General features: G+C 32.9%; 23 protein-coding genes. 18 read left to right on the forward strand and 5 right to left on the reverse strand.

The window, feature by feature from the left end:
• Positions 1-47 precede the first annotated feature (47 nt).
• Positions 48-794, forward strand: coding sequence for a tetratricopeptide repeat protein (locus NLJ00_RS03985; protein ID WP_256636313.1), 747 nt, complete (start codon positions 48-50; stop codon positions 792-794).
• A gap of 450 nt (positions 795-1,244) precedes the next feature.
• Here NLJ00_RS03985 and NLJ00_RS03990 read toward each other — a convergent pair whose 3' ends face one another.
• The 3 genes from NLJ00_RS03990 to NLJ00_RS04000 all read right to left on the reverse strand — a co-directional run bounded on the left by NLJ00_RS03990 (position 1,245) and on the right by NLJ00_RS04000 (position 4,710).
• Positions 1,245-2,795, reverse strand: a complete 1,551-nt coding sequence (locus NLJ00_RS03990) for a vWA domain-containing protein (RefSeq protein WP_256636314.1) — start codon at positions 2,793-2,795, stop codon at positions 1,245-1,247.
• Positions 2,796-3,170: 375 nt separating this feature from the next.
• A complete protein-coding gene (locus NLJ00_RS03995; protein ID WP_256636315.1) occupies positions 3,171-3,743 on the reverse strand; it encodes a 5-formyltetrahydrofolate cyclo-ligase in 573 nt (190 codons plus the stop codon).
• On the reverse strand, positions 3,730-4,710 hold the full coding sequence (locus NLJ00_RS04000; RefSeq protein ID WP_256636316.1) for a succinylglutamate desuccinylase/aspartoacylase family protein: 981 nt from the start codon (positions 4,708-4,710) through the stop codon (positions 3,730-3,732). The genes NLJ00_RS03995 and NLJ00_RS04000 overlap by 14 nt, the downstream gene beginning before the upstream one ends.
• Positions 4,711-4,846: 136 nt before the next feature.
• Between NLJ00_RS04000 and uvrC the strand changes: the two genes are divergently transcribed.
• The 11 genes from uvrC (at position 4,847) to NLJ00_RS04055 (ending at position 17,026) form a co-directional block, all read left to right on the forward strand.
• Positions 4,847-6,646: an excinuclease ABC subunit UvrC gene (gene uvrC, locus NLJ00_RS04005; protein ID WP_180855926.1), complete on the forward strand. Its 1,800-nt coding sequence runs from the start codon at positions 4,847-4,849 to the stop codon at positions 6,644-6,646.
• A gap of 6 nt (positions 6,647-6,652) precedes the next feature.
• Entirely contained in the window at positions 6,653-7,165 is a 513-nt protein-coding gene (locus tag NLJ00_RS04010; RefSeq protein ID WP_256636317.1) for an XAC2610-related protein, read from the forward strand.
• Between the two features lie 62 nt (positions 7,166-7,227).
• Positions 7,228-9,525 carry a patatin-like phospholipase family protein gene (locus NLJ00_RS04015; protein ID WP_256636318.1) on the forward strand — a complete coding sequence of 766 codons (2,298 nt, stop codon included), beginning with the start codon at positions 7,228-7,230 and terminating at the stop codon, positions 9,523-9,525.
• Between the two features lie 258 nt (positions 9,526-9,783).
• On the forward strand, positions 9,784-10,941 hold the full coding sequence (locus NLJ00_RS04020) for a homogentisate 1,2-dioxygenase (RefSeq protein ID WP_053473381.1): 1,158 nt from the start codon (positions 9,784-9,786) through the stop codon (positions 10,939-10,941).
• Positions 10,942-11,170: 229 nt separating this feature from the next.
• Entirely contained in the window at positions 11,171-12,331 is a 1,161-nt protein-coding gene (gene hppD, locus NLJ00_RS04025) for a 4-hydroxyphenylpyruvate dioxygenase (protein WP_142451496.1), read from the forward strand.
• A gap of 298 nt (positions 12,332-12,629) precedes the next feature.
• Positions 12,630-13,400, forward strand: a complete 771-nt coding sequence (locus NLJ00_RS04030) for a DUF3108 domain-containing protein (RefSeq protein WP_256636319.1) — start codon at positions 12,630-12,632, stop codon at positions 13,398-13,400.
• Entirely contained in the window at positions 13,400-14,341 is a 942-nt protein-coding gene (locus NLJ00_RS04035) for a tryptophan 2,3-dioxygenase family protein (RefSeq protein WP_256636320.1), read from the forward strand. The genes NLJ00_RS04030 and NLJ00_RS04035 overlap by 1 nt, the downstream gene beginning before the upstream one ends.
• A gap of 23 nt (positions 14,342-14,364) precedes the next feature.
• The gene (locus NLJ00_RS04040) at positions 14,365-15,585 is read left to right on the forward strand and encodes a M23 family metallopeptidase (RefSeq protein ID WP_053473385.1); all 1,221 of its coding nucleotides are present in this window, start codon (positions 14,365-14,367) and stop codon (positions 15,583-15,585) included.
• A 21-nt stretch (positions 15,586-15,606) separates the two neighbouring features.
• Positions 15,607-16,227 (forward strand): hypothetical protein, encoded by a 621-nt coding sequence (locus NLJ00_RS04045; RefSeq protein ID WP_256636321.1) that lies wholly within the window; start codon positions 15,607-15,609, stop codon positions 16,225-16,227.
• Between the two features lie 103 nt (positions 16,228-16,330).
• Positions 16,331-16,486, forward strand: a complete 156-nt coding sequence (locus tag NLJ00_RS04050) for a hypothetical protein (RefSeq protein ID WP_165590704.1) — start codon at positions 16,331-16,333, stop codon at positions 16,484-16,486.
• A gap of 3 nt (positions 16,487-16,489) precedes the next feature.
• Positions 16,490-17,026, forward strand: coding sequence for a hypothetical protein (locus tag NLJ00_RS04055; protein ID WP_256636322.1), 537 nt, complete (start codon positions 16,490-16,492; stop codon positions 17,024-17,026).
• Positions 17,027-17,050: 24 nt separating this feature from the next.
• On the opposite strand, the gene NLJ00_RS04060 is transcribed toward NLJ00_RS04055, so the two are convergent.
• Positions 17,051-17,896 carry an AraC family transcriptional regulator gene (locus NLJ00_RS04060; protein WP_256636323.1) on the reverse strand — a complete coding sequence of 282 codons (846 nt, stop codon included), beginning with the start codon at positions 17,894-17,896 and terminating at the stop codon, positions 17,051-17,053.
• A gap of 95 nt (positions 17,897-17,991) precedes the next feature.
• On the opposite strand from NLJ00_RS04060, the gene NLJ00_RS04065 reads away from it, so the two are divergent.
• From NLJ00_RS04065 to NLJ00_RS04090, 6 genes are all read left to right on the forward strand, one after another.
• A complete protein-coding gene (locus tag NLJ00_RS04065) occupies positions 17,992-18,552 on the forward strand; it encodes a short chain dehydrogenase (RefSeq protein WP_256636324.1) in 561 nt (186 codons plus the stop codon).
• A 10-nt stretch (positions 18,553-18,562) separates the two neighbouring features.
• Positions 18,563-19,051: a lipocalin-like domain-containing protein gene (locus tag NLJ00_RS04070; protein ID WP_256636325.1), complete on the forward strand. Its 489-nt coding sequence runs from the start codon at positions 18,563-18,565 to the stop codon at positions 19,049-19,051.
• A gap of 120 nt (positions 19,052-19,171) precedes the next feature.
• Entirely contained in the window at positions 19,172-20,815 is a 1,644-nt protein-coding gene (gene pgi, locus NLJ00_RS04075) for a glucose-6-phosphate isomerase (RefSeq protein ID WP_256636326.1), read from the forward strand.
• A gap of 322 nt (positions 20,816-21,137) precedes the next feature.
• Complete coding sequence (locus NLJ00_RS04080; RefSeq protein ID WP_180855941.1) at positions 21,138-23,882, forward strand: TonB-dependent receptor; 2,745 nt, start codon at positions 21,138-21,140, stop codon at positions 23,880-23,882.
• A 107-nt stretch (positions 23,883-23,989) separates the two neighbouring features.
• A complete protein-coding gene (locus NLJ00_RS04085) occupies positions 23,990-24,412 on the forward strand; it encodes a hypothetical protein (protein WP_053473393.1) in 423 nt (140 codons plus the stop codon).
• Between the two features lie 90 nt (positions 24,413-24,502).
• Complete coding sequence (locus tag NLJ00_RS04090; protein ID WP_180855942.1) at positions 24,503-24,991, forward strand: septal ring lytic transglycosylase RlpA family protein; 489 nt, start codon at positions 24,503-24,505, stop codon at positions 24,989-24,991.
• A gap of 41 nt (positions 24,992-25,032) precedes the next feature.
• Here the strand turns inward: NLJ00_RS04090 and NLJ00_RS04095 are convergent, their stop codons facing one another.
• Complete coding sequence (locus tag NLJ00_RS04095; protein WP_256636327.1) at positions 25,033-25,488, reverse strand: DinB family protein; 456 nt, start codon at positions 25,486-25,488, stop codon at positions 25,033-25,035.
• Positions 25,489-25,536: the final 48 nt, after the last annotated feature.

The raw sequence follows: 25,536 nt of genomic DNA on the forward strand, positions 1-25,536 counted from the left end.
TCAAACCCGACAGGTTTTTAAAACCTGTCGGGTTTAAAAAATTAATAATGAAAAATATATTATATCTCTTTTTACTAATCTCACAGGTTTTCTTTGCTCAAAGCAGCTTTGAAAAAGGAAATGCTTTGTACCAAAAGGGAGAATATCAGGAAGCTGTTCAGGTTTATGAGGATATTATTAAAGAAAACAAACAGCAGTCGGCAGAGTTGTATTTTAATTTGGCAAACAGTTATTATAAACTGAATAAAGTTGCGCCTTCTATTTACAATTACGAAAAAGCTTTGGTACTAAAACCAAACGATCCTGAGACTTTAAACAACTTAAAATTTGCCAAAAAGCTAACAATTGATGAAATCAAAGAAGTTCCGAAAGTTGGTTTTGCAAAACTGATCCAGAATTTTACGGGCATTTTCGATTATAATCAATGGGCAAAGATTTCTGTTGCCTTTGGTTTTATATTTTTGCTGAGTTTTATTGGTTACTATTTTTCACAGCTTACCATTACAAAAAGAATTTATTTTATTGGAATGTTTATTCTTTTAGTTGCTTTGATTTTAAGTGTTTTTGCTGGAATGTCTGAAAAAGACCATTTTGACAACGACCGTCCGGCAATTGTTTTTTCTGAATTAAGCGAAGTTCGAAGCGAGCCGCAAAAAGCAGGTTCTGCTATTATTCTGCTTCATGAAGGTGCAAAAGTTTATGTTATGGAAACGGTTGGAAAATGGAAAAAAATCGAATTAACAGACGGAACTGAAGGCTGGATTGATGCCACAACAATTAAGGAAGTAAAATAAGGTTTCAAAAATTTCAAATAAAAAATCCCAAATTCCAATGTTATGTTGGAATTTGGGATTTTTACTTTTTTGGAATTTGATTTATCTATGTCGATAAACTTTGCGTAGACGCACTGCTGTGCGTCTCTACGATTTTGATTGTCAAAATATTCTTGGGCAAAAATTTATTTACAAACCTTTTCTCTACAATCTATATCCACCCCAGCATATTGTAGAGACGCACAGCAGTGCGTATACGTCCAACATATCGACAACAGTTGTATAAACACACCGTTTATTTTTCGAATTTTTCTTAAAACAATTAATATAAAAAATCTTTGTCGACAAACTTTGCGAAGACGCACTGCTGTTAGTCTCTACGGAATAAATTGTGCAAAAAATTCAAATAAAAAAATCCCAAATTCCAATTGTTATCTTGGAATTTGGGATTTTCTTTTTTGGAATTTAAAATTAATTTACCGCATCAACTAATCGTACAAATTCTGCTCTGTAACCTTCATCATCATTTGCTAAACCAGATTTTGCTAATTTTCTAATGTCTGAAGTTGACGAATTACTAATAAATTTAGAATCTCGCAATTTCAAACCAAACCAGGCAACAGCGGTTGTAAATTTAAAATCAGAAGAACTATTGTCTAAAGAAACTTTTCTGTTTGGAATTATATTTACGATTTCAATACTTTTATCACCATCTGGCTTTTTGTAACGGAATTTAATTGTAGCCAGTTCATCGCTGTAATTAGATTCATCCGTTTTTACTTTTGTGTATTTTAAATCAGATGGAACATAATCGCTTTCAACACCAGTTGGAATAATTTCATAAAGCGCCGTTACCGTGTGTCCGCTTCCTAATTCTCCTGCATCGACAGCATCATTTTTAAAATCTTCGTCTTTTAATCTTCGGTTCTCGTAGCCAATTAATCGATATGCCTGAACATGTTTTGGATTAAACTCAATCTGGATTTTCACATCTTTTGCAATCGCAAACATTGAACCTTTAAATTCTTTTCCTAAAAAACGGTTTGCTTCCTGAATATTATCGATATAAGCATAATTTCCGTTTCCTTTATCGGCTAGAATTTCCATTTTACTGTCTTTATAATTCCCCATTCCGAAACCCAAAACGGTTAGAAAAACACCCGATTTTCTTTTCTCTTCAATCAGTTTTTCCATATCATCATCAGTCGATGCGCCAACATTAAAATCGCCGTCGGTTGCAATTACAACTCTGTTGTTTCCTTCTTTAATGAAATTTTCCTGAGCTAATTTGTAGGCTAATTCAATTCCTTCGCCGCCGGCTGTGCTTCCACCCGCGCTTAATTTATCAAAAGCATCCATAATTTCATCTTTTTCATCACCAGAAGTCGGTGATAAAACAACTCCGGCAGAACCTGCATAAACCACAATCGAAACTTTATCCTGCGGGCGCAGTTCTTTTACCAAAATTTTCATCGATTCTTTTAATAATGGCAGTTTATTAGGCTCATCCATAGAACCCGAAACATCAATTAAAAAAACAAGGTTTGAAGCAGGCAGATTTGTCATTGGAATATTTTTTCCCTGTAAACCTATTTTCAACAATAAAGAATTTTTATTCCACGGACTTTCACTTACTTCGGTATTGATAGAAAACGGATTTTGTCCTTCTGGCTGTGGGTATTTATATTTAAAGAAATTCATCATTTCTTCGATACGAACGGCATCTTTAGGAACAGGCTGACCTTCGTTTATAAATCGGCGGATATTGGTATAAGATGCATTATCGACATCTATGGAAAAAGTAGAAAGAGGAGATTTTTGTGGAGACTCAAAAGGATTTTCTTCGAGTCCGGCGTAACTTTCAGTATTAGGATCTGAAATATTCTCTTCGGGAAGTTCATCAGTTGTTGCAACAACAGTCGTGTCCATGTTCATTGTCTCTTCAGCTGCGGCGTCGTATTTTTTACAACTTAATACAGTAAGTAAAAGGAATGCTAACAAATAAAATGGTTTATTTTTCATTTAAAATAAATTTTAGGAATTAATAATTTGATTTTTTTCTTTCAAATAATAACTAGCATTCCGGATGTACTAAGAAAATTATCTGCAATTTCCGGCAATCCAAATTTGATGCCAAGATTCCTAAAAATTAAACATGAAGATATTTCACCATATAAGTGATATAAGGAAATTTAAGTTTGTTTGTAATTAATTGATATTTTTATTTATAACAAATGTATCGACACCGTATATCGTAGAGACGCACAGCAGTGAGTCTACGTCCAGTATATCGGCAAACGTTGCGCAAACTTATAAAAATTCTGTGTAGACAAACTTTGCGTAGACGCACTGCTGTGCGCTCTACAATTTTGATTGTGAAAATATATGTTGAAAAGTTTATTGGAAATTGTAAACTTTCTCAGGCGTAACGCAATAATCTAATTTTATATCAGATTCAAAAACGTCATCGATTTGATTTACGGATTCAAAGAAAGAAAGACCAATTTTTATGGTTTCGGGTTTACAATTGGCTAAAAATTTATCGTAGAATCCTTTTCCGTAACCAATTCTATTTCCAAAAACATCAAAAGCTAAAAGCGGTACAAAAACAACCTCAATATTTTCTACAGGAACGGGAAGTCCGTTTACAGGTTCAGGAATATTATATTCATTTTTTTTGATTTTGGTATTATCTGTCAATAAAAAATGAATCATTTCCCTGGTTTCAAAATCGCTTTTTGAGATCACTATTTCTTTGTCTTTTCCGGAAAGTAAGTGCAGAATAAACTCGGTATCAACTTCTTTTTGCTCCGTAATTGGTAAAAAAACATGATAATACGTTTTATCCCAAATAGGCAGCTGAATTAAATTATTGGCAATAGCCAGACTTTTCTCTTCGATATCAGTTTCAGAAAGTTGTTTTCGAAGATTTTTATATTCAAGTCTTAATTCTTTTTTACTCGTCGTCATTTACAGGAGAATTTTTAGAAACGTGATAAATTGCATCGCCTTCATAAACAATTGGCGAGTGATTGGCATTAATAACATATCCGTCGTGCGGAGCTTTTACTTTTTGCTCAAACTTTCCAAACGGATCTGTAATAATAGCCAGGATAGTTCCTTTGGTTACAAATTTACCAACCATATTATAATCATGAAGCAAACCGGAACATTTTGCACGAAGCCAGACTGAATATTTTATATAAATAGAAGATTCTAAAGCTGGTTCAACAATGTGTTTCGGATCGAGCATACCTAAATAATTCAGTAAACGCATTACTCCTTTTATTCCTTCATTGGCAACAGCATCATTTATATCAAGCGATTTTCCTCCTTCAAAAAGCAGCATTTTTATATTTGCTTTTTCACAGGTATTTCTAAAAGAACCTCCAATATTTTTGGAATATAAAGTAAAAGGAGCATTAAAAATATCAGCCAGTAATTTCAATTCCATATTATTTTCGGTAATTCGAATCTGCGGAACATTAAAACGGCTTGCACCGCCGGCATGAAAATCGACTGCATAATCTATAATGGGCAAAATCTGTTCTACTATATGATACGCAAATCGGCTGGCCAGAGAACCTTTTTTACTTCCCGGAAAAACCCTGTTTAAATCTCTTCCGTCAGGAAACTCGCGGGATTTATTCACAAAACCATACATATTGATAATGGGAATGCAAATTATTGTTCCTCTTTGCGGGCGGTTTATTTTTTTGCTGATGATCTGCCGAACGACTTCTACTCCATTAATTTCGTCGCCGTGAATTCCTGCCGAAAATAAAACAACCGGGCCTTCAAGCTTGGAACGACGGACAATTACAGGAATATTGAGTTTTGTTGTAGTATGTAATCGCGCTATTTCGACGTTTATGGTTTTATGTTCTCCCGGCAAAATCGATTCGCCAAAAATAACAAGGGGCTTACTATTTTTCATGTAGAATTATAAAATCTAAATATAGAAATTATTCTTTTGATTTCGTAAATTTGAAACTAAATCACTGTTAAGCTTTTTTCAGGAACCAGAATGGTTTTTGAAAACGCTTTTCAACTATCTTCAGAAATAAAACAGAATGTCAAAACCGTCCTTAGATCTACAAATTCTCACTTTGCCGGATAATCCCGGTGTGTATCAATATTACGATAAAGACGGGAAAATTTTATATGTAGGCAAAGCCAAAAATTTAAAAAAAAGGGTTTCTTCCTATTTCAATAAAATTCACGATACGGCTAAAACAAATGTTTTGGTTCGAAAAATCGTAACCATAAAACATATTGTGGTTCCCACAGAAACCGACGCGCTTTTATTAGAAAACAATTTAATCAAAACATTACAGCCAAGATATAATGTTTTGCTGCGCGATGATAAAAGTTATCCCTGGATTTGTATAAAAAAAGAACCTTTTTCGAGAATATTTTTAACGAGAAGAATGGTCAAAGACGGATCTGAATATTTTGGCCCGTACACTAATTTCAAAATGGTTTATACGATTCTCGATTTAATTAAAGAACTGTATCCGTTAAGAACCTGCAATTACGATTTAAGCAAATCCAATATTGAATCAGGCAAATTCAAAGTTTGTCTGGAATATCATATTGGCAATTGCAAAGGTCCGTGCGAAGGCATAGAATCTCTGGAAGATTATCAAAGACAAGTCGACGCAATCCGAGAGATTTTAAAAGGAAATTTCAAGGAAAGTATGAAAGATTTCAAACGTTTAATGGCACAATATGCACAGGATTTACGTTTTGAAGAAGCTCAGAAAATCAAAGAAAAAATAGAAATCCTCGAAAATTACCAATCAAGATCAACAATTGTAAACCCAAAGATTACCAATATTGATGTTTTCTCGATTGTTTCTGATGAAAGTGCGGCTTATGTCAACTTTTTACAAATTTCTCACGGTTCGATTATTCGTTCGCATACTTTAGAAATCAAGAAAAAACTGGACGAAAGCGACGAAGAATTATTAGAACTGGCGATTATAGAACTTAGAGAGCGTTTTCAATTATTATCAAAAGAAATTATTGTTCCGTTTGAAATTGATTTGGGCGAAAAAATAAAAGTAACCGTTCCGCAGCTTGGAGATAAAAAACAGATTTTGGATTTATCAATTCGAAATGCCAAATTCTACCGAATTGAACAATTGAAACAATTGCAGATTGTTGATCCTGATCGTCACGTTAATAGAATTATGGCACAGATGCAGAAAGATTTACGTCTTCCTGTTGAGCCTCGACATATAGAATGTTTTGATAACTCGAATATTCAGGGAACAAATCCTGTTGCGGCCTGCGTCGTTTTTAAAGATGGAAAAGCCAGTAAAAAAGATTACCGCCATTTTAATGTAAAAACGGTTGAAGGTCCTGACGATTTTGCTTCGATGACTGAAATTGTGTATCGTCGTTACAAAAGATTATTAGATGAAAATGAACCTTTACCGCAATTAATAATTATAGACGGTGGAAAAGGACAATTGTCTGCCGCTTTAAAAAGTATTGATGAATTAGGTTTGCGAGGAAAAATTGCGATTATAGGAATTGCGAAACGTCTCGAAGAACTTTTTTATCCCGGCGATTCGATTCCGTTATATCTCGATAAAAAATCAGAAACTTTAAAAGTAATTCAGCAATTACGAAATGAAGCACATCGATTTGGGATTACATTTCACCGTGATAAACGAAGCAAAGCAGCACTTAATTCTTCTGTAGAAAGTATTCCGGGAATTGGAGAAAAAACAATGCTCACGTTAATACAACATTTCAAGAGTGTTAAGAGATTGAAATTAGCTTCTGAAAAAGACATATCAGCAGTTGTCGGTGTATCAAAAGCCAAAAAAATTGTCGAATTTTATCATCCAAAAGAAAATTAACTCATTTTGAAAAAGCTCTTTTTACCTATTTGTTTCTTGTTCGTTTTTTCTATTTCCTATAGTCAAAATGAAATTTCGGTTATACAAAAAGGCAAAAGTGAATTTAAAGTAAGTTTTGAAGATGATTTTGAAACATTGAAAATAAAAAATTCTAAAACGGGGCAAATTCAAGTCATAAACAATGTTGAAGCTTCGATAACAGGGAAACAATCCAGGTTAGAAGTTAACGATTATAATTTTGACGGGTTTACAGATTTTGCTTCTTTTCATACCGATGATGGAATGGGAGTTTATACCATTTATCAAATTTTTATTTTTAATCCGAAGACAAAACAATTTGACAGTTTAAATTTTCCGTCAAACTTTAGCCCTAAATGCGATATGTTTTGTGATGTGAAAATTGATAAAATCAAAAAGACACTTACATCAAGCTGCAGGGGCGGTGCAAGAAATCATACCGATGTTTGGAAATACGATAAAAACAAAAAATTAATACTTTCAAAAACACAATCATATTAAGATAAATCTAGTGTAAAGCCGAAAAAATTACCGACTTTTACAAAACCAATTACTTATTTTTTATGCGCCTCAACAAGCTGTTAATTTTAAAAACTCAGTCAACAGGATTTTCTCCCGTTCCGAAAAGTATCGGAACCATTTGGGGTGCGGCATTGTTGTTTTTTGTGTTTTTATTGCTGCCCGAAAATTTATTTTCGCAGGAAATAAAACAAGACAGTGTAAAAAAAAGACCTAAAATTGGTTTGGTTTTAAGCGGCGGCGGTGCCAAAGGTTTTGCGCATATTGGTGTTTTAAAAGTTTTGGAAGAAGCCGGAATTAAAATCGATTATATTGGAGGAACCAGTATGGGTTCTGTAATTGGCGGATTGTATGCTTCTGGTTATAACGCTTCACAAATTGATTCTATTTTCAAAAGAACCAATTTCGACGAATTAATAAACGATTATATTCCGCGTTCCTCAAAAAACTTTTACGGTAAAAAAAATGACGAATTATATGCGATCGTTTTACCGTTTAGTAATTTCAGAGTAGGTATTCCCGAAGCACTTTCAAAAGGAATGTACAATTATAATTTGTTGAGCAGTTTAACGAGAAACGTTCGTCATTTTCGTGATTTCAATAAATTACCAACTCCGTTTTTATGTATCGGAACCAATATTGAAACGGGCGAAGAAGTACTTTTAAATAAAGGAAACCTGGTTCAGGCCATGATGGCGAGTGCTGCTTTTCCTTCCCTATTTACTCCGGTTGAAATCGACGGCAATTTATTGGTCGACGGCGGTGTTGTAAACAATTATCCTATTAAAGAAGTTCGTAATCTTGGTGCCGATATTATTATTGGTGTTGATGTTCAGGACGATTTAATGAAGCGTAAAAACCTAAAAAACGCTACCAGAATCTTGGTTCAGATTACTAATTTGCAATCTATAGATAAAATGAAAAGCAAAATAAAGGATACCGATGTTTACATAAAACCGGACATTCGTGACTTTGGTGTAATTTCATTTGACAGAGGAGAAGAAATTATCAGGAAAGGTGAAGAAGCTGCTTTTGCCGTTTACGAAAAAATTAAATCACTCGTAAACGAAGACAATTTTTATAAAAAACCGAAATTGAAAATCGCTTCAGATACTCTTGAAATTCAAAAAATAAATACGGAACAATTAGATAATTATACGAAAGAATACATTCGCGGAAAACTTCGTTTTAAACCGGGAAGCACAATTACATATGATGATCTGAAAAGGGGAATAAATAATTTGAATGCCACTCAAAACTTTAGTACGATTTCGTATTGTTTACAGCCAGACGGTAATCAGGATGATTTAGATTTGGTATTGAAAGAAAATCCAACACAGACTTTTTTAAAACTTGGACTTCATTATGACGGACTTTACAAGAGTGCTGTTTTATTGAATCTTACTCATAAAAAGACATTTTTAAAAAATGATGTTACTTCGATGGACATTATTTTGGGAGATAATTTTAGATATGATTTCAACTATTATGTCGAAAATGGTTTTAATATCAGCTTTGGTTTCCGTTCCAGATTGAATCAGTTTAACCGAAATGTAACCACGAGTTTGAGCGGACTGGTTTCAGAAAATCCAAATTTAAAACTGATTAATGTTGACTTTTTAGATTTGACTAATCAGGCTTATTTTCAAACCATTTTTGTACAAAAGTTTTTAATGGGCGGCGGTTTAGAATATAAATACCTAAAAATAAACTCGCCTACACTTAGTAATGAAGAAAACATAATAGACAAAAGCAGTTATATCAGCGCATTTGCTTATTTAAAATACGATTCGTTTGATGATAAACATTTTCCAAATTCGGGATTGTATTTTTCTACAGATTTGCAGACTTATCTGGCTTCGTCTGATTATACCAATAAATTTAAACCATTCTCGATTGCAAAAGCAGAAGTTTCTTTTGTGAAAACTGTATTTAGAAAAGCGACCATTAAAATTGGAGCCGATGCCGGATTTAACATTGGCAGCGACAGCGTTCCTTTTTTCGATTTTATACTTGGAGGTTTTGGATACAACAAGATCAACAACTTCAATTATTTCTACGGATATGATTTTTTAAGTATTGCCGGAAATAGTTTTATAAAATCAGATATTACTTTGGATTACGAGATCCTAAAAAAGAATCACATCAATATTTCGGCAAATTTCGCCAACATTGGAGATGATATTTTTACGACAGTCGATTGGATTTCAATGCCTAAATATTCCGGTTATGCTTTAGGCTACGGATTAGAAACTATAATTGGCCCAATCGAAGTTAAACAATCCTGGTCGCCGGAAACTTCAAAAAGCTTTACATGGTTTAGTATTGGATTTGCCTTTTAAGCTGATTTTTTAGAAATATTTTATGTTATAAATAATATAATATGTAATTTTGATCAATAAAAATTACGACATTTGTCATAATGAAAACAAATTGGACAGGTTTATTAGAGTATCTTCAATTTCTTATCAAGAGAAATCCAGAGTAATGCCTCTATCGAATTGAGATAATTAGTCAATTGAAAAAATTGAACTGGTTATCTGTTCTTCAATTCAAATTTTCGAATTATCTAATTTACAAATTATCTAATTGAAAAAGCCATGCCACTATACCATAAACTTGGGGATTTCCCTCAAAAAAGACACACCCAATTCGAAAAACCAAACGGCGGATTTTATTATGAACAGTTATTTGGAACAGAAGGTTTTCACGGACATTCTTCCCTTTCTTATCATGTTCACAGACCAACGCAGGTTAAAGAAATTTTAAATTCTTATTCGGTTGAACCAAAAATTGCAATCGGAAAAAATATAAAATCACTTCTTTTTAAAGGTTTTGAATTAAAACCGGAAAATGATTTTCTTGACAGCCGCAAAGCCATGTTAGTCAATAAAGACTGTATTATTGGTTTGGCTGCGCCGAAAGAATCGCTTCGAAATTATTTCTATAAAAATGCCGATGCTGATGAAATGCTTTTCATCCATAAAGGAAAAGGAAAATTAAGAACCATGTTAGGAAATATTCCGTTTGAATATGGTGATTATTTAATTATTCCACGCGGGATTATTTACCAAATCGAATTCGAAACAACAGAAAACCGACTATTTTATGTAGAATCGTATTCTCCATTTTATACTCCAAAACGATATAAAAACCAATCAGGTCAGCATTTAGAACATTCTCCGTTTTGTGAGCGTGATTTTATTTTGCCTAACGAATTGGAAACACACGACGAAAAAGGTGATTTTTTAATTAAAATCAAAAAAGAAGGCATGATTCACGAAGTGGTTTATGCAACGCATCCTTTTGATGTTGTGGGTTGGGACGGTTATAATTTCCCATACGGATTTTCGATTCACAATTTTGAACCTATAACGGGACGTGTTCACCAACCGCCTCCGGTACACCAAACTTTTGAAACGGCAGCTTTTGTCGTTTGTTCATTCTGCCCTAGACTTTACGATTATCATCCGAAAGCAATTCCGGCGCCGTACAACCACAGCAATATAGATTCTGATGAAGTTCTGTATTATGTAGATGGTGATTTTATGAGTCGTAATAATATTGAGCAGGGTCATATCACTTTACATCCAAAAGGAATTCCGCATGGTCCAGCACCTGGCGCAATGGAACGCAGTATTGGTCATAAAGAAACTCAGGAATTAGCCGTTATGGTTGATACTTTCAGACCACTTATGGTTACGGAAGAAGCTATGGGTCTTGATGATGGACAGTATTATAAATCTTGGACTGAATAATTATTGTAATTAATCTAACGCAAAGTTCGCAAAGGATTTTTCGCAAAGTTTGCAAAGATTTTTAATGACGTTTTACTTAAATGAGTTCACAAAGCTTTGCGTGCTTTGCAATTTATAAAATCTTAGTAATAAAAAATCTTTGCGCTCTTTGCGGTAAAAAAACAAATCTTAAAAAAATAAATTTCGGTTTTCTCAATTAAACGATTAACCGATTAAACAAATAAACATCATGAGTAAAGAAGTAAAATCAGTAGAATACGGATTAGAAAAAATCTTTGAAGGAGCACAAGATTTCCTTCCGTTATTAGGAACAGATTATGTAGAGTTTTATGTAGGGAATGCAAAACAATCTGCACATTATTATAAAACTGCTTTCGGATATCAGTCATTGGCTTACGCCGGATTAGAAACCGGAGTAAAAGACAGAGCATCGTATGTTTTGAAACAAGACAAAATCAGAATTGTTTTGACTACACCTTTAACCGCAGATTCTCCAATTAACGAACACTTAAAAAAACACGGCGACGGAGTAAAAGTTGCAGCACTTTGGGTTGAAGATGCTACAAAATCTTACGAAGAAACGATGAAACGAGGCGCACGTTCTTTCATGGAACCAACTGTTGAGGAAGATGAATTTGGGCAAGTTATTCGTTCGGGAATTTACACTTACGGAGAAACGGTTCATATTTTTGTAGAAAGAAAAAACTACAATGGTGTTTTCTTACCAGGTTATAAAGAATGGAAATCAGATTACAATCCAGAACCAACGGGATTAAAATATATTGATCACATGGTGGGAAATGTGGGTTGGAATGAAATGAATACCTGGGTAAAATTTTATGAAGACGTAATGGGATTTGTAAACTTTTTATCTTTTGACGATAAACAAATCACTACAGAATATTCTGCATTGATGAGTAAAGTAATGTCAAACGGAAACGGAAGAATTAAATTCCCTATCAACGAACCAGCTGAAGGAAAGAAAAAATCTCAAATTGAAGAATATTTAGATTTCTATGGCGGGCCGGGAATTCAGCATATCGCTATTGCTACAGATGATATTATTAAAACAGTATCACAATTAAGAGCACGCGGTGTTGAATTTTTATCTGCTCCTCCTCATACCTATTATCAGGCAATTCCTGAAAGATTAGGAGTTCATATGGATATGATGAAAGAAGATATTAATGAAATTGAAAAGCTTGCCATCATGGTTGATGCCGATGAGGATGGTTACCTTTTACAAATTTTTACTAAGCCGGTTCAGGACCGTCCTACCCTTTTCTTCGAAATTATTCAAAGAATGGGTGCAAAAGGATTTGGTGCAGGTAACTTTAAAGCCCTTTTTGAGTCAATCGAGAGAGAACAGGAATTGAGAGGAACGCTATAAAAACGCATTATTTTTGCATTATGCAGAAAAATTCTCTGTAAAACGTTGGTTTTAATGCAAATGTTATGTTAAACTTGACTTTTGCTATTTATTTTTTGAACTTTCTATCTATCTTTGCACTCGCAAATCAAGAAGGGGTGGTTTCCTTCTGAATTGATATAAATTTCATAATTTATAGTTTTTTGGTTAGTTAATAGCATAAAAACTCAGTCATCCTTGACTGAGTTTTTTTGTTTTGGTACATTTGGAATAGAATTTGCATTTATTTACCTTTATAATGAAATGTAAAAATTGTACTATGAAAAAGTTCATTCTCGCTATATTAATACTCTCTACTTTAGCTTTCGATACACAAAAAGAAAATGCTTTTGATACCGGGGAGTATTTCAAATTTAGAATACATTACGGAATCGTAAATGCCGGCTATGCAACTCTAGAGGTTAAAGATGCCACAATAAATAATAAAAAAGTTCATCATGCTGTTGGTAAAGGATACACAACCGGAATGTCAAAATTTTTCTTCAAAGTTGAAGATTTATACGAAAGTTATTTTGACAAAGAAAATGGAGATCCTTACCGCTTTGTCAGAAAAATTGACGAAGGAGGCTACACTAAAAATCAGGAAGGTTTTTTTAGTCAGAGTGAGAACAGGGTTTTGGTAAAAGATTACAAACGAAAGACTGAAAAAACGATTGTAATAACTGATAATGTACAAGATATTGTATCTGCTTTTTACTACTTAAGAAACCATCCGAATATTGATAAATTAAAATCGGGCGAATCGATTACGATCGATATGTTTTTTGATGATGAAATCACAAAATTTAAGTTAAAATATGTAGGCCGTCAAGATATTACGACTAAATTTGGGACGGTTTCTACGATGGTTTTCAAACCACTTGTACAAACAGGAAGAGTTTTTAAAGAAAAAGAAAGTTTAACGCTCTGGATTACAGATGATGACAACAAAGTTCCGATTAGAATTAAAGCGGATTTGGCTGTTGGATCTCTAAAAGCAGATCTTGATGAATATAAAGGATTGAAAAATCCATTTAAAGTTAAAAAATAATGAACCCTAATGATCATTCAGAATCAATTTTAAAAGAAATTGACCTTAAATTTCAAGCAATAAACCAAAAAACTGATGTTCAGTTAGAAGGATTACTTTGGTCAAAACCAATTACATATTGGGATTACATTCAAACAGATGCTCTTTTAAATTTACAAATACAACGCACAACACTTCCTGATGAAATGGTATTTATTATGTATCATCAGGTTAATGAATTGATTTTTAAAATGATTTTGTGGGAAATCGATCAAATCGCCGACACACAAAATATTCAGGTTGATTTTTTCAGCGAAAGACTTTCCAGAATTACCCGCTATTTTGACATGCTGACGAATTCGTTCAGTATTATGGAAAACGGAATGGAAGTCGATCAATACATGAAATTTAGAAATACACTTACTCCTGCAAGCGGATTTCAAAGTGCTCAATACAGATTAATTGAATTTGCTTCGACAGATGTTATCAATTTGACAGACAGAAGATACAAAGCAAACTTTGACGAAAATACAGATTTAGAAACCACTTTTGAACACCTTTATTGGCAAGCCGCTGGAAAAGATTATCATACGGGTGAAAAATCATATTTACTTCAGGAATTCGAAAACAAATATAAAGTTCAGTTTTTGAGACAAATGTCTACGTTTAAGACTAAAAATATTTGGCAGAAATTCACACAATTACCTATCGAAGACCAGCAAAACCAAGAATTAATTCATGCAATGCGTCATTACGACAAAACGGTGAACATTACCTGGGTTATGCAGCATCTTAATACTGCAAGAAAATACATCTTAGAAAGTGGAAAAGGTAACGGCGAAGCAACTGGTGGAAGTGACTGGCAAAAATATATGCATCCAAAATACCAAAGACGCATCTTTTTTCCTAAATTGTGGACCGAAGAAGAATTGTCCAATTGGGGAAATGAAGATCTACTTTAATTTCCTGCAAAAAAATTAAGAGTTTGAAAAAAGCATTCGTAATTATAATAGTATTATTTTCAATATTTTCGTGTACTAAAACAGAGGAAAAAGTTGAAATTAAAATTACAAAACCAAAAACCAAAAAGGTAGAGTTTGGTTTTAATTACGCTGATTTTAATGTTGTTAATGATACCATTTCCAAAGGAGATTCTTTTGGATCTATTTTGCAGAGTCAAAATATTGGCGACAAAAAAGTATACGACATTGTTGAACAGGTTAAAGACACTTTTGATGTAAGAACTATTCGTTACAACAAACCTTTTACATTACTTCGTTCAAAAAACAAAACAAATAATCTTCAGGTTTTTATTTATCAGCCAGATGCTTTAACTTATTATGTAATCGATTTACGTGACAGTATTGCAAAAGCCTATAAAAAAATAAAACCGGTTACTTTAAAAAGAAAAATTATTGGCGGTGTTTTAAAAACTTCATTATCTGAAACTTTAGGAGATGAAGATGTAGAAACCGCACTTGCAAGCAGGATTACAAAGGTGTTTTCCTGGTCAATTGACTTCTTCAAACTTAAAAAAGGCGATCGTTACGGTTTAATTTTTACAGAACGTTTCATCAACGGAAAAACTTACGATGGTGTTGAAGATCTTGAAGCTGCCTTTTTTGAATATAAAGGAAAAATAGTTTATGCTTTCCCTTTTGAAAAAGATACTCTTTCAGGAAAAATTGAATATTATGATGATGAAGGAAAAACACTGAAAAACTTTTTCTTAAAAACTCCAATTAAATTCAGCCGAATCACTTCCAGATTTACTATGAACAGGTTTCACCCGGTTCAGCATACCTGGAAAGCACACAAAGGAACTGATTATGCAGCTCCAACCGGAACGCCAATTTCAACAACAGCATCTGGAGTGGTTGAAGCAACCGGATATACGGCAGGAAACGGAAACTTTGTAAAAGTAAAACACAACGGAACTTATTCTACTCAATATTTACATATGTCCAGAATTTTAGTGCGCCGCGGACAACGCGTTACACAAGGACAAACAATTGGTTTAGTTGGAAGCACAGGTTTAGCTTCTGGCCCTCACGTTTGTTACCGTTTCTGGAAAAATGGTGTTCAGGTAGATGCGCTTCGATTGAATTTACCAACCGGAGAATCTTTAACTGGAAATGATAAAACCCGTTTCTTTAAACAAATCGAACCTTTGAAAAGAGAGTTAGATAGTATTGGGAATTTGTAAATATCTGAAATCAAAAGCCGAATGAAAAATTCACGTCTTAAAGCAATTTACAATGATACTTTTTCAGGCTTAAAACTATATTACAGAGATACTGATCTGCCTGAAAATTTAATTTCAAATTATAAAATTGGACAAATAATTCAGGAAAAAGGTTTTACAGATATGACTTCTATTGGCGGTGGACTTTCCGGCAATTTCAGGTATTTAATTGCAAGTTCTCATGCCAAAGATTTATCAAAATTCAATCCCGACTCAGCAAAAATTGGTCATTTTCTTTTAGACACTATTGCTTATTTTAAAGTGTTGGATATTCAGAAAATCGGCAATAAAACACAAGTTTTTCTTTTAAACATTCCAGACAATTCAATTTTACTTTTAAAAAATTCATCATCAAATCTGGAAGATGAGATTATAGAAAAAGCAAGAAGGAAATTTGAATCTAAAATTCACCTAGCTTTAATTCCGGAATTACAAACGGAAAACTGGAAAGAAAGAATAAAATCTCCTCTCGGAATGAATGATAATGGAGAATTATTTTTTGACGATTCAAAAATTAAAGTTGAATCACCAAAAAGAATCGAAATCAATATCGAGAAAAAAACTATTGAAGTTAATAAAAAGCCTTGGTGGAAAATTTGGTAAAATAGCATATTTCTTAAAAGTCTACAGAAATATAAGAATTGAAATTAATATATTTTTTTGTATATTTGTAGCATAATTATTACTTTTTATTAAAACTTATAAAATGGCAACTACAATTAAAATTACTCCGGTAGTAAAAGGCAAGGAATCTGAAAGATTCAATGCTGCCATATCTACAAGTAAAACAAACAAGATTTCTGAAGAAAAAAAAGCTGAAATATTTTCTTTAGTCAGCAAGGTAATGGCAAAAAAGGCTTAATGAATGAATTTATTTGATTTTGCTTTTTCATCATTACACAATGACGACGTTTTAGATAATTTTGATTGTGAAGACAACCAAATAAATGAATTCTTACTTGAAGATTCTAAGAATTTTCAAAGCGAAAAAATCACAAACACTTATTTATTTAAAGAAAACAACGAGGTAGCTGCTTTCTTTTCTATTTCAAATGATTGCTTAAATGATTTAGGTTATGAAAACTCTATTTGGAATAAATTACACAGAAAAATCAAATTACCAAACGAGAAAAGAATCAGACAATATCCTGCTGTAAAAATAGCACGATTAGGAATTGATAAAAAATACAAATGCAACGGACTATCTCATCAACTTCTTGATTTCATTAAAGGCTGGACTTTTATTGAACACAAACCAGCTTGTAGATTATTAATATTAGACGCTTATAACAAACCTGTTCAGCTTTCTACTTATCAAAAAAATGATTTTACTTTTCTACTCGATTCTGATGAAGAAGAAAAACATAGATTTATGTATTTTGATTTAATGAGATTAGAATAACAATCTATAAAGATTAAAAGAAGATCATTTACAAAACTTCTTTCTAAACTCAGACGGATTCATTCCTTTATGTTTTCTAAAAACTTTATTCAAATGACTTTCGTCGGAAAAATTTAATTCATCAGCAATTTCGTTAATGCGCATATCGCTGTTTAAAAGTCTGGCTTCAATCAATCTTAATTTATAGTTTGCAATATATTCCTGCAGTGTTTCGCCAGTTTGTTTCTTAAAATATTTCCCTAAATAATTAAGAGAAATATTAAAATGCTCACTTACTCTTTCTGCTTTTAACTGTTTGGGATTATATATGTTTTCCTGAATATAATGTAGTATTTCCAAAACCATTTCTCCGGTTGTTTCCTTAATATTCTTCGGAAGTTTTAAGGCAATATTTCTCGCAACAATTGTAATTATAGTATTTACAATCTGCTCAATAATTTTTTGATGATAAATCTGCTGATTGTCTAGTTCTTGAATTATATTTTCTATCAGCGACGCAATTAAAGGTTTGTCAATTTTATTTTTCAGAATACAGCCGGGACGATGACTTGCATTTTGAAGAATATATTCCATTCGCAAAACCGTTTCCGATTGTCCGTTTTGAGAATTTGCTTTGATATAATATTCATTAAACCGAAGAAAAAAGAATTTTGTTAGCGTTGTAATTTCAAACGAATGAACATCTTGCGGTGTTACAAGAAACATATTTCCTTTTCGGTATTGGAATTTATTATCATTAATAACCTGGATTCCCGTTCCGTCAACAACATAAATTAATTCAAAAAAATTGTTCTTCCGAATTGTTTTCGGAAACTGTTCTAATTCTTTAAAATCAACTTCAAAAGGAAGATATAAATTCGTATTTGTCATTATGCTAAAATACAATTTTAGTACCAATAAGTACAATTTTCGGCAAAAGCTAACTTCTTAATTTTGTTTCAGATAACAAACTAAAATCTACAAAAATGAGAATACTTTTAATTGGAGCAAATGGAGAAATTGGTAAAATATTGAATCCGGCTCTGGCAAAAAATCATGAAATTATTTCGGCAGGAAGAAACGGCGATGATTATAAAATCGACTTGCCAGATTCAAAATCAATAGAAAAATTATTCGGCGAAGTCAAAAATATTGATTCGTGCATTTGTGTTGCGGGCGATTGTTATACAGGAGATTTGCATTCGCTTGACGAAGAAAAATTAAATATTGGTATTAAAAACAAATTATTGGGTCAGGTAAATCTTGTTTTAATTGGACAAAAATATTTAAACGATAACGGATCATTTATATTGACTTCGGGAAAAATGGGCGATAAACCAGTGAAGAATAATATTAGTAAAGCAATTGTAAATGGCGGAATTAACAGTTTTGTGCTTTCGGCTTCGCTGGAATTAGAAAGAGGAATTAGGATAAATGCCATTAGTCCGGCAAAGATTTCAGACATTCCTGTAGAAGATTTAATAAATGCTTATGCAAAAGGTATTGAACAATCAATAAATGGAGAAATTATTAAAGTAAACTATTAAAATTTTAAAGATGAAAAACACAACTTTGCTATTATTACTATTCGTTTTAAATTCGGCAATTGCACAAAAAACGAAATCTGATTTTTTAGGTTCATGGACTTTGGTTTCGGTTGAAAACAAAAACTCTGACGGAACAAAAACCCTTCCGTATGATGTAAATCCAAGAGGCACTTTATTTTTTGATGAAAAAGGAAATTATGCCATTCAGATATATAAAAACGAAAGATCAAAAATAATTTCGGGCGATAAAAATAAATGCACTCCCGAAGAAAATGCGTCAATTGTTCAAGGAAGTAATTCGCACCTTGGAGAATATGAAATTGACGAAGCAAATAAGATTATTACTTTTAAAATAAAAACCGCTTCATTTCCAAATTGGGAAGGAACGATTCAAAAGCGATCTTTTACTTTGATAAATAACGAACTTAAATATGTTGTTACCAATACAACGCAGGGAGGAAAATCTGTCACGGCAGAAGTTGTCTGGAAAAAATTGTGATGCAGATTCAAAAAACGTTTTCGCAACTTATTGTTATATAATCATGAAGCGTTACCCTTTTAAAAGTTATTTCAGTATTTTTGTGATTCTAAAAAAAACAATCTCAATAATAAAATAAAAATGGCTTTAAACACAACAAACCCAACCGGGACTGAAGCGTGGAAAAATCTGCAAAACCACTATAACGCAATTCACGGAACTACAATACAGGAGTTATTTCAGCAGGATAATGCTCGTGCTGAAAAATTCAACTTACAATGGAATGATTTTTTAGTTGATTATTCTAAAAACAATATTACTCCTCAAACACTTTCTCTTTTATTAGAATTAGCAAATTCAATTGGATTAAAAGATGCAATTGCTCAATATTTTGGAGGAGAATTAATCAATCAAACTGAAAACAGAGCTGTTCTTCACACGGCTTTGCGCGCTCCGGAATCGGCAGTAATTAAAGTTGATGGAGAAAACGTAATTCCAGAAGTTTATGAAGTAAAAAATAAAATCAAAAACTTTACAAGCGAAGTTATTTCGGGAGAGAGAAAAGGTTTTACAGGAAAAGCTTTTACAGATATTGTAAATATTGGAATTGGAGGTTCTGACCTTGGTCCGGTTATGGCAGTTGAAGCTTTACAATTTTACAAAAATCACCTGAACACACATTTCGTTTCGAATGTTGATGGTGATCACGTAAACGAGATTATTAAAAAACTGAATCCTGAAACGACATTATTTTTAATTGTTTCTAAAACTTTTACAACTCAGGAAACTTTATCAAATTCTGAAACTATTAGAGAATGGTTTTTGAAATCGGCTTCTCAGGAAGATGTGGCAAAACATTTTGTGGCGGTTTCAACTAATATCCAAAAAGTAACTGAATTCGGAATTAATCCAGACAACGTTTTCCCAATGTGGGACTGGGTTGGAGGAAGATTTTCTCTTTGGAGTGCTGTTGGTTTAAGTATAGCTTTGGCAATTGGTTTTGATAATTATAACCAATTATTAGTTGGAGCAAATGAAACTGACGAACATTTTAAATCGGCTGAGTTTGACCAAAACATTCCGGTAATTTTAGCTTTGTTAAGCGTTTGGTATAACAATTTCTTTGGTGCCGAAAGTGAAGCTTTGATTCCGTACACACAATATTTATCAAAATTAGCTCCGTATTTGCAGCAGGCAACTATGGAAAGTAACGGAAAAAGTGTTGGCCGCGACGGAAAACCTGTTAATTACCAAACCGGAACTATTATTTGGGGAGAGCCGGGAACAAATTCACAGCACGCATTTTTCCAATTAATTCATCAGGGAACAAAAATAATCCCAACAGATTTTATTGGATTTGTAAAACCACTGTACGGAAACGAAGATCATCATAACAAATTGATGTCAAACTTTTTTGCTCAGACAGAAGCTTTATTAAACGGAAAAACGGAAGCGCAAGTTCAGGCAGAATTTGACAAACAAGGTTTATCTGCAGACAAAGCTTCTTATTTACGACCATTTAAAGTTTTCACTGGAAACAAACCAACCAATACAATTTTGATTCAAAAATTAACTCCTAAATCTTTAGGTTCATTAATTGCTTTATATGAACACAAGATTTTTGTTCAGGGCGTTATCTGGAACATTTTTAGTTTTGACCAATGGGGAGTTGAATTAGGAAAACAATTGGCAAATTCAATTTTAGACGAGATCAACTCTAAAATAGTAAAAAGTCACGATAGCTCAACTTCATTTTTGTTAAACCACTTTTTGAAGAATAAATAAAAATAATAAAGAACATTTTTCTTAACAATCTGAAAACGCCTTGATTTATAAAAATTAAGGCGTTTTTTCGTATAAATTAGCCACATATGATCTTTTTTTTACGAATAATTGCAAGTATAGCGCTACAACACCCATTGAAATATTATTATTTTAACAAAATACGAATGCTTAAATTCAATAAATCGTTATTTTGTTTAAAGAAAACAGAAATATTCATTTTAATGTGCAGCACAAACCGTAAAACTTATTTTTCTTAACATTTTGATAACATTATCTGATTTAATTGTTATAATTTTGCCAAAAACAATAAACTCAAGAACAAATGAAGAAAATGAAAAATTGGTTACTTACTGGACTATTTTTTATGATAGTTTCAACCGTATTTTCTCAAGGAAAAGTGACTGGTACTATTACAGATGGTACAGGTTCATTACCAGGCGCTAACGTTGTGATCAAAGGATCTAGCGCAGCGACTTCAACAGATTTTGATGGTAAATTCACTATCGAATCTGCAACAAGTACGGGAGAAATCGTTATCTCTTACTTAGGTTATCAAAGCCAAACTGTGAAATTCACAGTAAATGGTTCTACAAACTTAGGAACAATCGTTTTAGCTTCTAATTCAAACGAATTAAGTGAAATCGTTGTAAAAAGTACTACTGTAGATATTGCGAAAGACAGAAAAACACCTGTGGCAGTTTCTACAATTAAAGCAGCTGAAATTCAGGCAAAATTAGGAAATCAAGAGATTCCTGAAATGTTAAAAAGCACTCCATCTGTTTACGTAACTAAATCTGGTGGTGGTTTTGGAGATTCAAGAATTACAGTTCGTGGATTTAGCCAAAATAACGTTGCCGTAATGGTAAACGGTATGCCGGTTAACGATATGGAAAACGGAGCTGTATACTGGAGTAACTGGGCGGGTTTATCTGACGTTACTTCTTTCATTCAAGTACAAAGAGGTTTAGGATCTTCAAAATTAGCTATTGCTTCTGTTGGGGGTACTATGAACTACGTAACCAAAGCTTCAGATTTGAAACAAGGCGGTACTGTTGGTACTTCTTTTGGTAACGATAATTTCTTCAAATCTAACGTTTCTTACAATACAGGAAAATTAGACAGCGGATTCTCTGCTTCTGTTTTATATAGCCATACACAAGGTGATGGATACGTTGATGGAACTAAATTTAACGGAGATAACTACTATATAGCTCTTGGTTATACTACAAAAAATAACAAGCACGATTTCCAATTTACAGTTACTGGTGCTCCACAATGGCACGATCAAAGATCTACATTTATTACTATAGCTCAATACCAAAAATATGGTACAGAGTCTGATCCAAACATTAAATATAACTCTGATTGGGGTTATAAAAATGGAGAATCATTTAATATGGTAAGAAACTACTACCACAAGCCAGTTGTTTCATTAAATTATGATTGGAACATTAACGAAACTTCAAAATTATCTACTGTAGCTTACGTTTCTTTCGGACGTGGAGGAGGTTCTAGAGGAGCTGGTGGTATTAGAGGTTTTAACTATGCTAATAACGCATTCAGAACTGCGGACGGTTTAGTTGATTTTGACAAAATTGTTGCTTACAACTCAGGACAAACAGTAAACATTAATGGTACTAATTACACTCGTACAACTAACGGTACAAGCGGACAATTCCAAAACAGTTCTGCTACTGGAAGTTTAACAAACTCTACAACTGGTATTTCTCAAATTTCATCAGTTAACTCTCATAACTGGTACGGTGCAATCGTAAACTTCAACAAAAAATTCTCTGATCATTTAACTTGGGATTTAGGAGTTGACGTTAGAGGATACAAAGGTCTTCACTACCAAAACATAAACAACTTATTAGGGGCTAATTCTTACATTGATAACTTTGATGTAAACAATCCAAACAGAGTTTTAACAAATACATATTCTACATACGCTTCTTGGAATGTATTTAAAGATACTGACAAAGAAGAAAAAATCAACTTCAACAATGATGGTGATGTAAGATGGTATGGTGGATTTACTCAATTAGAGTATTCTACAGATAAATTTACTGCATTCGTGCAAGGTGCACTTTCTCAACAAGGATTCAAAAGAGTTGATTATTTCAAATATCAAGCTGGAACTCCGTTGGCAAGTACAGATTACGAGAACATCTTAGGTGGTAACGTAAAAGGTGGTGTTAACTACAACATCAACGAGCACCATAACGTTTTTGTTAACTCAGGATACTACTCAAAACAACCATTCTTTAATGCTGTTTACCCAAACAACGCTTCATTAGTAAATGGTAATTTAACAAATGAGAAAATCTTCGGTATTGAGGCTGGTTATGGTTTACGTACACAAATGTTTACTGCAAACTTAAACTTTTACCGTACTTCATGGAAAGACAGATACCAAAGACAAAATGACGGAGCTGCTGACAACCCTGGAGGTTACTTTGATTTCGCTGGAATTACAGAAATTCACTCAGGTATAGAGTTTGACGCTACTGCAAAAGTTCTTGACAAACTTACTCTTACTGGAATGTTTTCTATTGGAGATTGGAAATATGACGGAACAAGTACAAGTAATCGTTACGACTCAGGAAACAATCCTATCGGTGGAGGAACTCCTATAACATTATACCTTGACGGTGTAAGAGTTGGAGATGCTGCTCAAACAACTGCAGCGTTAGGAGCAATTTACGAAATCCTGCCTCGTTTTACTGTTGATGCAAACTATTTCTACAATGATAAGTTATATGCTGCAATTTCTCCAGGAAACTTTACTTCTGCAACTAACAGAGGGTCATTACAATTACCTTCTTATGGTACAGCTGATGCTGGATTATCTTACAAATGGTTAGTTGGTAAAAACAAAGACAACTCGGTAGGTTTCAGATTAAACGTTAACAACGTTTTTGATTACACTTACATTGCTGAAGCTAAAACAAATATATTTGCAGCTGATGTCCCTACTGTTCCAACATACAAAGGTATTGCTACTACAAACCAAGTATACTTCGGTTTCGGTAGAACTTGGAACTTTGCTTTACGTTACGATTTCTAATATTTAGAATCTAAATAAATACTATAAACGGCATTGACTTTTAAGTTTAATGCCGTTTTTTTTTGACCAATTTTGCTATATTTGTTTTTAACAAAAAAACACAGTTTATGTATCATTTTATTCAAAAGCTTCATTCGGGCTGGGCATATCTAGCTTTACTGCTTTTATTGTTTGCAGTAATTAACGCTGTTATCGGCTTGACTTCTAAAAAAGAATTTACAGCAAAAGACCGCAAAATTTCTTTATTTGCCTTAATTGGAACGCATACACAATTATTGATTGGATTGATCCTTTATTTTGTGTCTCCGTTAGGAAAAGATTCTTTTGGTCAAATGTCTAATGCCGCATTACGATTAACATCATTAGAACATCCGCTTATTAACCTAATTGCTATAGTTTTAATTACTATTGGATGGTCAAAACATAAAAAACTAATTAATAGTGAGGCGAAACATAAAACCTTTGCTATTTATTACGGATTAGGATTAATACTTATTTTAAGTAGAATTCCGTGGAACCTTTGGTTCTAGAAAATACCAATTAAAGCCCTCCAAAAAAGGGCTTTTTTTATCTCGGCATATTATTTGTACAAACTCCCCAAGTCTGAAAAAAAATAAACCATGAGTAAAAAAAACTTTATACTTACCGCATTTGCAATAACTTTTTTGAGTTGTTTTACCTACGTAATAAGTCAAACAAAGCCAGTAATTGATCCCAAAGTACCTCAAGACACTGTAAAAAATGCCAGACCAAACATTATTGCAATACCAACCGATTCTGTATTTACAGACAACGGTTTAAAATTAAAACTATACAAAAAAACGGCACATGCTTCCTACTATGCAGATCGTTTTAATGGTAGAAAAACAGCTGACGGCAGCAGATTTAACAACAACAAATACACCGCCGCTCACAAAAAACTTCCCTTTGGAACAAGAGTTAAAGTAACAAATGAAGCAAACGGAAAATTTGTAATTGTAAAAATAACAGATCGCGGCCCATTTGTAAAAACCCGTGAAATTGACCTTTCAAAACGAGCGTTTATGGAAATTACAAAGCACAAAGGTGCCGGTGCGATGAAAGTAACAATCGAAAGAATAATAGAATAAAAAAAATCCCGTTCTGAAATTTCAGAACGGGATTTTCATTTTTAGATAAATTTCTTAATCCCCATTATGATTCCGGTATGAATTCCTTCATGATAACTCACAAAATCTAATGCGTCCTTTACATTTTTGAGATCAAAACCCATACTGGTCGTGTATTGATTATAATTAGTAAAAACATTATCATTATAATCCTTTTCTGTTTGAAGTAGAGTTTGGGTAAGCAAATTTCTAATTTCATTCACTTCTTCCTGCGAAACATCTGCTTCCGGTTTTGTTCCTTTTGAATATTTGGCAATAAGTTCATCTGAAACCTGCAAAGGCAGACCTGATAATTTATAGACTAAAATTTGCTGCGAAGCGATACAATGTCCGATGTTCCAAATCAAATTATTTTTAAATCCGTCCGGGATTTTATTTAATTGTTCCAATGAATGATGGTCTAAAATTTTTACAAGGATTTCCCTGATAGTCTTTTGTGTTTCAAAAACTGAACTCATAATTTTATTTTTTTTCTAAAATTAGACAATTTTAAGTTTCAAATGAAT

Source organism: Flavobacterium panici (assembly GCF_024499525.1).
Classification (GTDB): domain Bacteria; phylum Bacteroidota; class Bacteroidia; order Flavobacteriales; family Flavobacteriaceae; genus Flavobacterium; species Flavobacterium panici.

Bases quoted from the DNA above. Each gene is read 5' to 3' on its own strand.
- NLJ00_RS04085 (WP_053473393.1), top strand. From the start codon at position 23,990: ATGTATCATTTTATTCAAAAGCTTCATTCGGGCTGGGCATATCTAGCT.
- NLJ00_RS04060 (WP_256636323.1), bottom strand. From the start codon at position 17,896: ATGACAAATACGAATTTATATCTTCCTTTTGAAGTTGATTTTAAAGAA.
- NLJ00_RS04070 (WP_256636325.1), top strand. From the start codon at position 18,563: ATGAAAAACACAACTTTGCTATTATTACTATTCGTTTTAAATTCGGCA.
- NLJ00_RS04065 (WP_256636324.1), top strand. From the start codon at position 17,992: ATGAGAATACTTTTAATTGGAGCAAATGGAGAAATTGGTAAAATATTG.
- hppD (WP_142451496.1), top strand. From the start codon at position 11,171: ATGAGTAAAGAAGTAAAATCAGTAGAATACGGATTAGAAAAAATCTTT.
- uvrC (WP_180855926.1), top strand. From the start codon at position 4,847: ATGTCAAAACCGTCCTTAGATCTACAAATTCTCACTTTGCCGGATAAT.
- NLJ00_RS04050 (WP_165590704.1), top strand. From the start codon at position 16,331: ATGGCAACTACAATTAAAATTACTCCGGTAGTAAAAGGCAAGGAATCT.
- NLJ00_RS04015 (WP_256636318.1), top strand. From the start codon at position 7,228: ATGCGCCTCAACAAGCTGTTAATTTTAAAAACTCAGTCAACAGGATTT.
- NLJ00_RS03990 (WP_256636314.1), bottom strand. From the start codon at position 2,795: ATGAAAAATAAACCATTTTATTTGTTAGCATTCCTTTTACTTACTGTA.
- NLJ00_RS04020 (WP_053473381.1), top strand. From the start codon at position 9,784: ATGCCACTATACCATAAACTTGGGGATTTCCCTCAAAAAAGACACACC.
- NLJ00_RS04090 (WP_180855942.1), top strand. From the start codon at position 24,503: ATGAGTAAAAAAAACTTTATACTTACCGCATTTGCAATAACTTTTTTG.
- NLJ00_RS03985 (WP_256636313.1), top strand. From the start codon at position 48: ATGAAAAATATATTATATCTCTTTTTACTAATCTCACAGGTTTTCTTT.
- NLJ00_RS04080 (WP_180855941.1), top strand. From the start codon at position 21,138: ATGAAGAAAATGAAAAATTGGTTACTTACTGGACTATTTTTTATGATA.
- NLJ00_RS04000 (WP_256636316.1), bottom strand. From the start codon at position 4,710: ATGAAAAATAGTAAGCCCCTTGTTATTTTTGGCGAATCGATTTTGCCG.
- NLJ00_RS04095 (WP_256636327.1), bottom strand. From the start codon at position 25,488: ATGAGTTCAGTTTTTGAAACACAAAAGACTATCAGGGAAATCCTTGTA.
- NLJ00_RS04030 (WP_256636319.1), top strand. From the start codon at position 12,630: ATGAAAAAGTTCATTCTCGCTATATTAATACTCTCTACTTTAGCTTTC.
- NLJ00_RS04035 (WP_256636320.1), top strand. From the start codon at position 13,400: ATGAACCCTAATGATCATTCAGAATCAATTTTAAAAGAAATTGACCTT.
- NLJ00_RS04045 (WP_256636321.1), top strand. From the start codon at position 15,607: ATGAAAAATTCACGTCTTAAAGCAATTTACAATGATACTTTTTCAGGC.
- NLJ00_RS04055 (WP_256636322.1), top strand. From the start codon at position 16,490: ATGAATTTATTTGATTTTGCTTTTTCATCATTACACAATGACGACGTT.
- pgi (WP_256636326.1), top strand. From the start codon at position 19,172: ATGGCTTTAAACACAACAAACCCAACCGGGACTGAAGCGTGGAAAAAT.
- NLJ00_RS03995 (WP_256636315.1), bottom strand. From the start codon at position 3,743: ATGACGACGAGTAAAAAAGAATTAAGACTTGAATATAAAAATCTTCGA.